General features: G+C 69.1%; 11 protein-coding genes. 5 read left to right on the top strand and 6 right to left on the bottom strand.

Annotated features, from left to right (window positions below; all coding sequences use genetic code 11):
- Positions 1 to 120 precede the first annotated feature (120 nt).
- Complete coding sequence (locus ABQF13_RS17105; protein WP_448393963.1) at positions 121 to 1257, top strand: alanine and proline-rich secreted protein Apa; 1137 nt, start codon at positions 121 to 123, stop codon at positions 1255 to 1257.
- Between the two features lie 28 nt (positions 1258 to 1285).
- Here ABQF13_RS17105 and ABQF13_RS17100 read toward each other — a convergent pair whose 3' ends face one another.
- Entirely contained in the window at positions 1286 to 1531 is a 246-nt protein-coding gene (locus ABQF13_RS17100; protein ID WP_448393962.1) for a CDGP domain-containing protein, read from the bottom strand.
- Between the two features lie 135 nt (positions 1532 to 1666).
- On the opposite strand from ABQF13_RS17100, the gene ABQF13_RS17095 reads away from it, so the two are divergent.
- On the top strand, positions 1667 to 2686 hold the full coding sequence (locus tag ABQF13_RS17095) for a zinc-binding alcohol dehydrogenase family protein (RefSeq protein ID WP_448393961.1): 1020 nt from the start codon (positions 1667 to 1669) through the stop codon (positions 2684 to 2686).
- On the opposite strand, the gene ABQF13_RS17090 is transcribed toward ABQF13_RS17095, so the two are convergent.
- Positions 2683 to 3150, bottom strand: coding sequence for a hypothetical protein (locus tag ABQF13_RS17090; protein WP_448393960.1), 468 nt, complete (start codon positions 3148 to 3150; stop codon positions 2683 to 2685). The genes ABQF13_RS17095 and ABQF13_RS17090 overlap by 4 nt on opposite strands.
- 110 nt (positions 3151 to 3260) lie before the next feature.
- Here ABQF13_RS17090 and ABQF13_RS17085 point away from each other — a divergent pair, with 110 nt between their 5' ends.
- Positions 3261 to 3893: a CGNR zinc finger domain-containing protein gene (locus tag ABQF13_RS17085; protein WP_448393959.1), complete on the top strand. Its 633-nt coding sequence runs from the start codon at positions 3261 to 3263 to the stop codon at positions 3891 to 3893.
- On the opposite strand, the gene ABQF13_RS17080 is transcribed toward ABQF13_RS17085, so the two are convergent.
- Complete coding sequence (locus ABQF13_RS17080) at positions 3837 to 4592, bottom strand: CPBP family intramembrane glutamic endopeptidase (protein ID WP_448393958.1); 756 nt, start codon at positions 4590 to 4592, stop codon at positions 3837 to 3839. The two genes, ABQF13_RS17085 and ABQF13_RS17080, sit on opposite strands and share 57 nt — an antisense overlap.
- An 11-nt stretch (positions 4593 to 4603) precedes the next feature.
- The gene (locus ABQF13_RS17075; RefSeq protein WP_448393957.1) at positions 4604 to 7021 is read right to left on the bottom strand and encodes a phosphoketolase family protein; all 2418 of its coding nucleotides are present in this window, start codon (positions 7019 to 7021) and stop codon (positions 4604 to 4606) included.
- Between the two features lie 69 nt (positions 7022 to 7090).
- Here ABQF13_RS17075 and ABQF13_RS17070 point away from each other — a divergent pair, with 69 nt between their 5' ends.
- Together ABQF13_RS17070 and ABQF13_RS17065 are read left to right on the top strand one after the other, a co-directional pair.
- Positions 7091 to 9463, top strand: coding sequence for a CaiB/BaiF CoA-transferase family protein (locus ABQF13_RS17070; RefSeq protein ID WP_448394081.1), 2373 nt, complete (start codon positions 7091 to 7093; stop codon positions 9461 to 9463).
- Complete coding sequence (locus tag ABQF13_RS17065; RefSeq protein WP_448393956.1) at positions 9411 to 10880, top strand: acetyl-CoA acetyltransferase; 1470 nt, start codon at positions 9411 to 9413, stop codon at positions 10878 to 10880. Before ABQF13_RS17070 ends, ABQF13_RS17065 begins: the two co-directional genes overlap by 53 nt.
- Before the next feature lie 3 nt (positions 10881 to 10883).
- Here the strand turns inward: ABQF13_RS17065 and ABQF13_RS17060 are convergent, their stop codons facing one another.
- Complete coding sequence (locus ABQF13_RS17060; RefSeq protein ID WP_448393955.1) at positions 10884 to 11501, bottom strand: hypothetical protein; 618 nt, start codon at positions 11499 to 11501, stop codon at positions 10884 to 10886.
- A 4-nt stretch (positions 11502 to 11505) separates the two neighbouring features.
- Positions 11506 to 12711 carry an NAD(P)/FAD-dependent oxidoreductase gene (locus ABQF13_RS17055; RefSeq protein WP_448393954.1) on the bottom strand — a complete coding sequence of 402 codons (1206 nt, stop codon included), beginning with the start codon at positions 12709 to 12711 and terminating at the stop codon, positions 11506 to 11508.

The raw sequence follows: 12711 nt of genomic DNA, 5'->3' as shown, positions 1-12711 counted from the left end.
CCAGCAAACGGTCGGCTTCGGCATCTTCTGGCACTTCTGCGGCCTCAGCAAGTAAAAATCTAAGCACAATAAGAGCAACTCACACTTGCGTCACGGCGGTAACACGGTAGTTTCTTCCACATGGATCAGCCGGACGCGTTAGTTCACCACCGTAAGGGCCGCACGAGGACGCTGGCGACCGCCGTGTTGACCGGTGCCACCGCGGTGGCGCTCGCGCTGCCGACGGTGGCGCAGGCGCAACCCGAGCCCACACCGCCACCGCCGCCGCCGCCGAGCGGTAACACCTTCCTGGAGGGACCGCCACCGCCGGCTCCGCCGGCCGCGCCGGCACCTCCCGCAGACCCCAACGCGCCGCCGCCCCCTGGCGTCGCGCCCGCACCGCCTCCGCCGCCCGCGGATCCGAACGCGCCGCCGCCGCCACCCGGCGTCCCGCCGCCACCGCCGCCTCCGGGCGTCGCGCCGCAACCTGCCGACCCGAACGCACCGCCGCCACCGGCCGACCCCAACGCACCGCCGCCGGCCGACGCCGGCCGCGTCGACAACGCCGCGGGTGGCTTGAGCTTCGTCGTACCGGCCGGATGGCAGGTGTCGGACGCTACCCAGCTGTCCTACGGTCAGGCGCTGCTGACGAAGGTCACCCCGGAAGGCGCCGAACCGCCGAACGACACCAGCATCCTGCTCGGACGGCTCGATCTGAAGCTGTTCGCCGGCGCGGAAACCGACAACACGAAGGCGGCCCAGCGGCTGGCTTCGGACATGGGCGAGTTCTTCATGCCGTTCCCGGGCACGCGCGTCAACCAGGAGACCATCGAACTGGATGCCGACGGGATGCCCGGCGTCGCCTCCTACTACGAGGTGAAGTTCACCGACACGAACAAGCCCAACGGCCAGATCTGGGCCGGGGTGGTCGGTGAGGCCACCGAACCCGGCACACCGCGCGGCCAGCGCACCCCGGATCGCTGGTTCGTCGTGTGGCTGGGCACCGCGAACAACCCGGTGCCCAAGGAGGAGGCCGTTACGTTGGCCAACTCGATCCGGCCCTTCACCGCACCGGCGCCCGCGGTTCCCGCGGACCCGAATGCACCCCAGAATGCGCCATTGCCGCCGCCGGATCCCAACGCGCCCCCGCCGCCACCGGCCGATCCGAACGCACCACCCCCGCCGCCCGGTGACCCGAACGCGGCACCACGACCGGCCGTCGGTCAGCCCGTTCCGGTGGCGCCGGAGAGCGCACCGGAGATGATGCCGCCGGCGTGATTTCGTCAGCCGCTGTGGACCGCTCCGTTTACGGACCGACCCACGGCGGCTGGGCCTGGGCGACGTTCACGATGAAGCAGTTCGTGCCCCCGAAGCCCAACGCCCCTGCTGTCTGGCAGCGTTCGAAGTTGCCGTCCGGAGCGATCGGCCCGTCGCAGATCGTGCCGCCGCCCCATGGTGTCCAACCGCCCTGACAGCCGGCGTTGGCCGGGGCCGCAAACGCGATGCTGCCCGCCGCGAGCGCGCCGATACCCAGTGCTGCAAGTGCTTTCATCGGTCCCCTTCCTTTCGCATCAGCCCCGACCGTTATGTCCAGGTTACTTCTTCGTTATGACATGGGTGCGGGTGCGATAGGCCACTCAACGGCTGACCGCTGGTGTGCCACAACACATCGCGCGACAATGGGGGGATGAGCGCCTCGACCATGACCGCATGGCGGGTCACGAGACCGGGCCCGATCGACAACGGCCCGATGGAACGCGTTGCCGCGCAGGTGCCCCGGCCCGGCACAGGCGAGCTACTGGTCGCCGTGCGCGCCTGCGGTGTCTGTCGCACCGACCTCCACGTCGCCGAGGGCGACCTGCCCGTGCACCGGCCCGGGGTGATACCCGGGCACGAAGTGGTCGGGGAGGTCGTCGAGATCGGGCCGGACACCGCCGAACAGTTCGCCGTCGGCGACCGGGTCGGCGTCGCATGGCTGCGGCACACCTGCGGTCGGTGCCCGTACTGCACCCGCGGCGACGAGAACCTCTGTCCGGACTCGCGCTACACCGGATGGGACGCCGACGGTGGCTACGCCGAATTCACCACGGTGCCGGCGGCTTACGCCCATCATCTGCCGCCGGGATACACCGACGCCGAGTTGGCCCCGCTGCTGTGCGCAGGCATCATCGGCTACCGCGCACTGCTGCGCGCCGACGTGCCCGCGGGCGGACGGCTGGGCCTCTACGGGTTCGGCGGCAGCGCCCACCTCACCGCACAAGTCGCCATCGCCGAAGGCCTCGAGGTGCACGTCATGACCCGCGGGCAGCAGGCCCGAGACCTCGCGCTCGCGCTGGGCGCGGCGTCGGCGCAGGGTGTCGCCGAAAGACCGCCGGTAGCCCTGGACTCGGCGATTTTGTTCGCTCCGGTCGGCGACCTCGTGCACCCCGCGCTCGAGGCACTGGACCGCGGCGGCACGCTGGCCATCGCCGGCATCCACCTGTCCGACATCCCCCCGCTCAACTACCAGCGCCACCTGTTCCAGGAACGCCAAATGCGGTCGGTGACCTCCAACACGCGCGCCGACGCCCGTGACTTCCTCGCGTTCGCGGGCAGGCATCGCATCGAGGTCACGACGCCGCGCTATCCGCTCGGGCGGGCCGATGACGCGCTCAGTGATCTCGCCGCCGGCCGGGTGTCGGGGGCGGCGGTGCTGACGGTCTACTAGAGCTCGGCGAGGGCCGCGCCGAGCCGGCCGGTCAGGTCGCCGCGGCCGAACCGGTACAGCGGTCCCGACCCGTCGGCCAACAGTTCGCGCAGCCGCGCCATCCCGCGGGCACCGACCGGCTGCGGGGACTCCAGCCGGCGCACGACCCTGTCGATCATCTCTTCGGCGGCGCTGATGTTGGGCACATGCATCGGCAGCCGCGACGACATCAGCAGCCCGCCGGAACGCGCATCCCGAACGGCTTTGCGCAGCGAGCGTGCGACGCTGGCGCGTTCGGCCGCCGACGTGAGCCGTACGTAGTGCACCGCGAGCGGGCTGCCCTGCGGTGCCGTCACGCCGACCGCGATCAGCCGGTCGAACTTGGCGGCCCGCAGCCGTGCCGTCAACCGCGCCGCCAACGACGCGGAGCTTTGTACCGAGGGGCGACTGGCCGCCGGCGACGACGTCGCGTTGTCAATCGTCATAAGCCCTGCTCCGATCCGCTATCCCTGGGTAAATGACTATCAAAAAGGCTATACCGGTCATCCATGACTAGTCAACGTGATTTGGCGGTCACTATCCGTAGACTGGTGGTATGACTTCAGCCCGCACGTGGCTCGGTGATTCCGAGACCAAACCGGCACCCGCACCCCTGAGCCGGGTTCAGTCGCTGGTCAACACCTTCGAGCTGGCCGCAGGCCCGGACCGCCTCGCCGACCCCGCCGATGCGCGACCGTGGTTGATCGACAACGGTCTGCTGGGGGCCGACGCCGAGCTGAGCGCCGCCGACCTGGAGTTGCTTCGCGGCGTACGAGAAGGGCTTCGCGCCCAGCTGGTGCACAACGCCGGGGGCCCGGCCCCAAGTGACGCCGCGTTGGCGCCGCTGCGCGCCGTCGCGGCGGGCGGAACGGTCTCTGCCCACGTCGGTGACGTTGGCGACGTTCGGCTCGCGGTGGACGGTGACTCGTCGTCGGAGCGGCTGGTCGAGCTGCTGTTGATCGTGCGCGACGCGCAGCAGGACGGCACATGGTCATTGCTCAAGGCGTGCGCCAACGACGAGTGCCGGTGGGCGTTCTACGACAAGTCCCGCAACCACGCCGGAACCTGGTGCAGCATGGCGACCTGCGGTAACAAGCTGAAGAACCGCCAGTTCCGGGCACGCAGACGCGGCTCAGGTGGACAGGTGCCAGACCATCGCGGCGGCCAGCGCGCCGAGCCCGTTCAATGACCAGTGCAGCGCGATCGGGGCGATCAGGCTGCCGCTGCGGCGACGTAGCCAGGTGAAGACGAATCCGGCGACCGCGGTCGCCGCCACCGCCAGGGCGACGCCCGCGACCGTGCCCAGCCAGCCGCCGCCGAACAGCCGGGTGAAGCCGACGTTGCTGGCGGTCAGCCCCAGCGACGTGGCGATGTGCCAGAGCCCGAACAGCAACGACCCCGCCGCGGCCACCCCGCGAAAGCCCCAGGCTCGGTCCAGCGCGCCCTGCAGCACACCGCGGAACGCCAGCTCCTCGGGGATCACCGTCTGCAGCGGGATGATGATCATCGAGGCGATCAGCGCACCCGAGATCGTCGCGTAGTTGTTGTTCATGAACAGCGGCCTGGTCCACGGCAGCATCGCGCCGATCGCGATGACCGACACCACCACCGCGACCGCGGCCAGCGCGTAGCCGACCCCGGAGCGCCACTGCGCGCGGCCCAGCCCGAGCTCGGTCCAGCCCAGGCCGTGGGAGCGCACCAAAACGAGCAGCCCGACGGCGGCGGCGGGCACGACGGCGATGCTGGCCCACGGGGTGGTGAAGTGTGCGATCAGGTTCGTCAGCGCCAGCACCACGACGACGATGCCGATATCGACGTAGGTGCGGAAGCGATGCAGGACCGACAGCTGCTCGATCAGCGGATGCGGTTGCTCGGCGGCGACGGACACGACGATAAATCCTACCGGGCGGTTGCGCCGCGGGCGTCCTGGGACAGCGACGGTCCCGCGAAGTCGGGATCCCATGTCCAGTCGGCGATCGCCGGGTCGTCCTCGCCGTGCTCGCGGGTGTAGCGGTTGGCGGCCAGCCTGGCGTCGACCATCTGCTGGCGCAGCACCGCGGCCCGCCCGGCCAGCCCGTCGACCCGGTCGATGACGTCCATGACGAGGTGGAAGCGGTCCAGGTCGTTGAGCATCACCATGTCGAACGGGGTCGTCGTGGTGCCGCGCTCCTTGTAGCCGCGCACGTGCAGGTGCGCGTGGTTGGTCCTACGGTAGGTCAGCCGGTGAATCAGCCACGGATAGCCGTGGTAGGCGAAGATCACCGGCTTGTCGGTGGTGAACAGCGCGTCGAACTCGTGATCCGAAAGCCCGTGCGGGTGTTCGGTTTCGGGCTGCAGCCGCATGATGTCGACGACGTTGATCACCCGCACCGCCAGCTCCGGCAGTTCGCGGCGCAGGATGTCGGCGGCGGCCAGGGTCTCCAGCGTCGGGATATCACCGGCGCAGGCCAGCACGACGTCGGGCTCACCGGTGGTGCTGCTGGCCCACTCCCAGATCCCGAGCCCACGGGCGCAGTGCGCAATTGCCTCGTCCATCGTCAGGTAGGTCAGCCCCGGCTGCTTGCCTGCCACGATCACGTTGACGTAGTGGCGGCTGCGCAGGCAGTGGTCGGCCACCGAAAGCAGCGTGTTGGCGTCCGGCGGCAGATACACGCGCACCACCTCGGGGCGCTTGTTGGCCACGTGGTCGATGAAGCCGGGATCCTGGTGCGAGGCACCGTTGTGGTCCTGACGCCAAACATGAGATGTCAGAAGGTAATTCAACGAGGCGATTGGGCGCCGCCAGGTCAGGTCCCTGCTGCTGGACAGCCATTTGGCGTGCTGGTTGAGCATCGAGTCGACGATGTGGACGAACGCCTCGTAGCAGTTGAACAGCCCGTGTCTGCCGGTCAGCAGATAGCCTTCGAGCCAGCCCTGGCACAGGTGCTCGGAGAGCACTTCCATCACCCGGCCGTCGGGGGCGAGGTCTTCGTCGTCGGGGCTGGTCTCGGCCATCCACGCCTTGTCGGTCGCCTCGTAGACCGCCGACAGCCGGTTGGACGCGGTTTCGTCGGGGCCCATCACCCGGAACCTATCCGGGTTGCGCGCGATCACGTCCCGCAGGAACGTGCCGAGCACCCGGGTTGCCTCGGCGGTTTGGCTCGCCGGCTCGTCGACGTCCACGGCGTAGTCGGCGAACGCGGGCAGGTCCAGATCGCGCAGCAGCAGACCGCCGTTGGCGTGCGGGTTGGCGCCCATCCGGCGCTGCCCGCTCGGCACGAACGCCCGCAGTTCGGGCCGCAACGCCCCGTGCTCGTCGAACAGTTCGTCGGGTCGATAGCTGCGCAGCCACGACTCCAGTTGCGCCCTGTGCTCGGTGTCGGTGCGCGTCTGTGCCAGCGGAACCTGATGCGAGCGCCAGGTGCCTTCGACCTTCTTACCGTCGACCACTTTGGGGCCGGTCCAGCCCTTCGGGGTGCGCAGCACCACCATCGGCCACAGCGGACGGCCCGGCTCACCGTCGAGCCGGGCGGCCCGCTGGATCGCCGCGATCTGGTCGAACGCCTCATCGAAGGCAGTGGCCAGCTGCTGGTGCACGTTTTCCGGGTCGTCGCCGGCGACCGTGATGGGCCGGTACCCGTAGCCGGACAACAGCGATTCGAGCTCGTCGGCCGGAATCCGCGCCAGCACCGTCGGGTTGGCGATCTTGTAGGAGTTCAGGTGCAGGATCGGCAGCACGGCTCCGTCGGTGGCCGGGTCGAGGAACTTGTTGGAATGCCAGCTCGCCGCCAACGGACCGGTCTCCGCCTCGCCGTCGCCGATCACGCACGCCACCACCAGGTCCGGGTTGTCGAACGCCGCGCCGTAGGCGTGCACCAGCGCGTATCCGAGTTCACCGCCCTCGTGGATCGAGCCGGGCGTCTCGGCAGCGACATGGCTGGGCACCCCGCCGGGGAACGAGAACTGGCGGAACAGCTTTCGCATCCCGTCGACGTCCTCGGAGATCTGCGCATAGACCTCGCTGTAGGTGCCCTCGAGGTAGACGTTGGCCAGCAACCCCGGCCCACCGTGGCCGGGCCCGGTGATGTAGATCACCGAGAGATCGCGGTCACGGATGATGCGGTTGAGATGCGTGTAGACGAGGTTGAGTCCGGGGGTGGTGCCCCAGTGGCCGAGCAGGCGCGGCTTGATGTGTTCGGCGGCCAGTGGCTCCCGCAGCAGCGGGTTGTCCAGCAGGTAGATCTGGCCCACCGACAGGTAGTTGGCTGCGCGCCAATAGGCGTCGATCAACCCCAGCTCATCGTCGGAGAGGGTGGGGGAGAGCGGCTCAGCGGTCATGTTCCGGCACAGGGTACCCAACACGGGTGGGAAATAACCCGATCGTGGCCAACTACGCTCACGGTCGTGGTGGGCGAACGGGTGCGACCGCTGGCGCCGTTGCGGGTGCTGGACCTGGGTGGCGCTGACTCCGATGCCGTGGGCCGGTTGTTCGCCGACCTCGGCGCCGACGTGTTGAAGATCGAACCTCCCGGCGGTGCCGAAGCGCGCCGCGAAGCGCCGAGCGTGGCCGGCGCCAGCGTGCGGTTCGCACTGCACAACGCCAACAAGCGCAGCGCGGTGCTCGACGCCACCCGTGCCGCGGACCGCGACCGCCTGATCGAGCTGGCCGCTTCCGCCGACATCGTGATCGACAGCGGCAACCCGGGGACGGCGGCCGCGTTCGGCACGTCGTGCGCCGCGCTGTCGCAGCGGTTCGCGTACCTGGTCACGCTATCGGTCACCGACTTCGGCACCGCAGGCCCGCACGCGACGTGGCAGGCCACCGACGCGGTGCTGTACGCATTGTCGACGGCGTTGTCGCGGACCGGCCCGACGACGGGCACCCCGGTGCTGCCGCCCACCGGTGTGGCGTCGACGACGGCCGCGGTGCAGGCCGCGTGGGCCGCGCTGGCCGCCTACTTTCGCCGGTTACGCGACGGCAGAGGCGATTACATCGACTTCTCCCGACTGGAGGGTGTGCTTCAGTCACTGGATCCGCCGTACGGCTCGGAGGGGCAGGCCGCCGTCGGCCGCAAGCCGACCAGCGAGTTGTGGCGGGGGCGGCCGCGGAACCAACAGATCTACCCGATCTTCGCCTGCCGCGACGGCTATGTGCGCATCTGCCTGCTCTCGCCGCGCCAGTGGCGCGGCATGTTCGGCTGGCTCGGTGAACCTGCACAGTTCGCCGGCCCGGAGTTCGAAACGATCGCGGCGCGCTACGCGGTATCACGGGAGCTCAACGCCGTCATCGCCGACCTGGTCAGAAACCAGACAATGGAAGACTTGGTAGCCGATGGTCAAGCCCGCGGCGTACCGATCGCCGCGGTCCACACCCCGGCGCAGACGTTGTCCTCCAACCACTTCCGTGATGTCGGCGCGCTGACCAGCACCGAACTGGCGCCCGGCGTCGACGCTGTCGTGCCCGCCGGGCCGTTCGTCGTCGACGGCACCCGCGCCGGGCTGACCCGGCCGGCACCGGCGCCCGGCGCCGACGACGCCGCCTGGGCCGCCGACACCACCGCACGCCCGGAAAGCGGTGGCGCACCTGTGCGCCGGCCGTTCGACGGGATGCGCATCCTCGATCTCGGTGTCATCGTCGCAGGCGGTGAGCTGGGCCGGTTGTTCGCCGATCTGGGCGCCGAGGTCATCAAGATCGAAAGTGCGGCGTATCCCGACGGCCTGCGCCAGGCCCCGCCGGGCATGACGATGAGTAGGTCGTGGGCGCTGACGCACCGCAACGAGTACGGCCTCGGCCTGGATTTGCGCCATCGCGACGGCGCGGCCGTGTTCGCACGTCTGATCGCCGAGTCCGACGCGGTGTTCGCCAACTTCAAACCCGGAACGCTTGCCTCACTTGGGTTCTCCTATGAAAGGCTGCGAGAGCTCAACCCGGGCATCGTCCTTGCCGAAAGCAGCGCGTTCGGAGCGACCGGGCCGTGGAGCGCCCGAATGGGCTACGGCCCGCTGGTACGCGCCTCCACCGGCGTCACATCGCTGTGGACATCTCCGGACGCCGGGCCCGGCGAGTTCTACGACGCCACCACCATCTTCCCCGACCACGTTTCGGCGAGGATTACCGCGATAGCGGCCCTGGCCGCGCTGATTCAGCGTCGCAACACCGGAACCGGTGCGCACGTGCACATCTCGCAGGCCGAAGCCGCGGTCAACCAGTTGGCGACGGTGTACGCCACGGCGGCCGCCCGCACCGCAGGCCTGCCGGTCGACGACGATACCGCCGTCCACGGCGTGTATCCGTGCGCGGGCGACGACGAATGGTGCGTGGTGTCCGTACGTACCGACGCCGATCGCACCGCCCTGGCTGCCGTCGTCGGCGACGACGACGTGGCGGCGTGGACCCGGACCCGCGAAAAGACCGACGTCGCGAACATCCTGCAGCAGAACGGGATACCGGCGGCCCCGATGAACAGGGCGATCGACGTCCTCGCCGATCCGCAGGTGCAGTTCCGCCGCCCGTACACCGACCTGGAACATCCGTTGTTCGAAGCGCCGATGCCGACCGAGACCGGTCCCGCGCCGTACACCAACATCGCGCCCGCGCCGCTGCGTCCCGCCCCGATGCCGGGAGAGCACACCCGCGAGATATGCCAGAAGGTGCTCGGTTTGACGTCCGAGGACCTCGACCGGCTCATCACGCATGGCGCACTTTTCGCACATCAGAAAGGCCATGATGGACCCAAGGACGCCCGTGCTGATCGGCTACGGCCAGGTCAACCAGCGTGAGAACGACCCGACTGTGGAGCCGGTCGACCTGATGGCGGCCGCCGCCCGCGCGGCAGGCGACCCCCGGCTGCTCGAGGCCGTCGACTCGGTGCGGGTGGTCAACCTGCTGTCGTGGCGGTATCGCGACCCGGGACTTCTTGTCGCCCAGCGTATTCGGGCCGACAATGCCCGCACCCGATACACCGGCATCGGCGGGAATGTGCCGCAGTCGTTGGTCAACCAGGCGTGTCTGGACATCCAGGGCGGCCGTGCCGACGTGGTGCTGATCACCGGCGCCGAGACCTGGCGCACACGCTCACGGCTGCGCGCCAAGGGCACCAAACCGGACTGGACACGGCAGGACGAGTCGGTGCCGGCCGCCGAGGGCGGCGACGAAAGCGTGCCGATGGCCGCACCCGCGGATATGCGGATTCACTTGGACCGGCCGGCCTACGTCTACCCGATGTTCGAACAGGCGCTGCGCATCGCCGCCGGCGATGCGCCGGATGTGCACCGGCGCCGCATCGGTGAGCTGTGGGCGGGGTTCTCCGCGGTGGCGGCGAACAACCCGCACGCCTGGAGCCAGCAGGCACGCTCGGCCGACGCGATCTGGCAACCCTCTGCCGAGAACCGGATGGTCAGCTGGCCCTACACCAAGTTGATGAACTCCAACAACATGGTGGACCAGGGTGCGGGGCTCATCCTGGCCTCCGCCGAAAAGGCAAGGCATCTACAGGTTCCGACCGAACGCTGGGTGTTTCCGTATGCGGGGACCGACGCCCACGACACCTATGCCATCGGTGAACGCGCGGAGTTCTGTGCCTCACCGGCGATTCGGATCGCCGGACGGCGCGCGCTGGCGTTGGCCGATATCGGCGTCGACGACGTCGACGCGGTCGACGTGTACTCGTGCTTCCCGTCGGCAGTGCAGGTCGCGGCCAACGAGTTGGGGCTGCCGCTCGGCGACCCCGACCGTCCACTCACGGTGACCGGCGGGCTGACGTTCGCCGGCGGCCCGTGGAACAACTACGTCACCCATTCCATCGCCAGCATGGCCGAACACCTGGCCGCCCACCCCGGGCAGCGCGGTCTGATCACCGCCAACGGCGGCTACCTCACCAAGCACAGCTTCGGTGTGTACGGCACCGAACCGCCGCCACACGAATTCCGCTGGGAGGATGCGCAATCGGCGGTCGACCGGCAACCGACCCGGACGTCGATCGTCGAGTGGGAAGGGGTGGGCACCGTCGAATCGTGGACCACGCCCTACAGCCGCGACGGGGAACCCGAGAAGGCGTTCCTCGCGGTACGCACACCCGATGACGCACGTGTGCTCGCGGTCATCGCCGATGCCTCCGAAGCCGCCGAGACGGTGCGCGGCGACATCGCAGGCGCCAAGGTGGCCGTCAACTCCGACGGGACAGCGACGCTGCGGTAGGCGTCATGGCGACGTGGGCGGAACCTCGGTGTAGTGCGGCGCGAACCCCTCGGCGGAGAACGTGAACCCGTTGCCGCTGGCCTCGCTCATACACGACACCCCGGACTCCTGCACGTTGCAGCGAAAGCCGGCTGCGTTGAGGATTTTGTTGAAGTCCAACACTTCTGCCGTATCGGAGTCGGTGGTCGCCAGGGCGAAGCCTGGCTCGTCGAGCGCGACGAACCGGGCCTCGCCCTCCCGTTCGACCAGGACAGCGTTGGGTGTCGCATCCTCGCCTGACACATCGGGTACCGATGTGGGTGCGCCGGAGATGCCGAGCGCCGAACCCCAGCCCGTCGCCGACTGACAGCCGGCCTTGACCCGTGGCACGATCGCGCAGGCCCACCGCCCGCTGGGGGTGGTGAAGTAGTAGACGGCCGCGCCGTCCGGATGCGCGACATAGTCGAATGCGTCCACCAGATGCCGACTGTTCGGCGCGGCGGGCGGTGGGGTCGTTGTGCTGGCCTGCGTGGTGGGCGGGGGTTCGCCGGTGTTGACGATCCGTTCTCCCGAGCAGCCCGCGCCGGCGACGGTGAGCGCTGCTGCCAACAAGGCCCACCGCACGGTGTTCTTCGTCCCCATGCGTTCAGCTGGCGCCGATCCGCTCCGGGCTGATCGGCTCACGCGATTGGATCAACGCCTTGAGGTCGTCGAGCCCCTCCCAGATGTTGACGTTCATCCCGGCGATAACCCGGCTGTCCGCGTCGAACCAGAACGCGGTGAACTCGCGTCCGGCTACGTCGCCGCGGAACGCCACCCTGTCGTATTCGCGAGCGTGGCCGACGTATTCCATTCCGAGGTCGTACTGGTCGGTGAAGAAGTAGGGCAGGTCGGCGTACTCGGCGGGTCTGCCGATCATCGCGTCGGCGGCGACGGCCGGTTGCTTGAGCGCGTTCGCCCAGTGTTCGGTGCGGATGCGCACGCCCAGCAGCGGATGTTCAGCGGCCGCGATGTCGCCGACGGCGTAGATGTCCGGGTCGCTGGTGCGCAGCGACGGATCCACCTGCACACCACCGTCGGCGATCGCCAACCCGGCGGCCTCGGCGAGCTCGATGTTGGGCGCCGCGCCGACGGCGATCAACACCTGGTCGGCGGCCACGGTGGCGCCGTCGCTGAGTTTCAGCCCGGTCGCGGCACCGTCGGCGACGGTGATCTCCTCCACGGTCGTCGACAACCGCAGATCCACGTCGTGCTCACGATGCAGGTGGGCGAACACTTCGCCGAGTTCGCGCCCGAGCGCGGCCTGCAGCGGCGCGCTTGCGGTTTCGACAACGGTGACGGCCGCCCCGTGCTCACGTGCGACCGCAGCCACCTCGAGGCCGATCCACCCCGCGCCGACGATGGCCAGCGAAACACCGTCGCCCAGCGCCGATTTGAGCGCGTCCGCGTCGTCGATGGTGCGCAGGTAGTGCACACCGGCCGAATCGGCGCCGGGAATGGGTGGTTTGCGGGGGCGTGAACCGGTGGCCAGCAGCAGCTTGTCGTAGCGCACCGGATCGCCGTCGGGCAGGGACACGGTGTGCGCGGCGGTGTCGATACCGGTCACTTCGGTGCCCAGTTGCAGTTCGATGTGGTGATCGCGGTACCAGGGCGCGGGCGCGACCGTGAAGTCATTGAGCGATTTCTTGCCCGCCAGGTAATCCTTGGACAGCGGAGGCCGCTCGTACGGTAGCTGCTCTTCGGCCGTGAACAATACGATATGACCGTCAAAGTCTTTGTCCCGCAGCGCTTCTGCAGCTTTGGCTGCCGCGAGGCCACCACCGACAATGACGATCGTAGACGACGTTGTCAT

It is taken from the genome of Mycolicibacterium sp. XJ879, assembly GCF_053483935.1.
The sequence above is the reverse complement of the archived record's forward strand: the minus strand, read 5'-3'. Positions and strand labels throughout refer to the sequence as shown.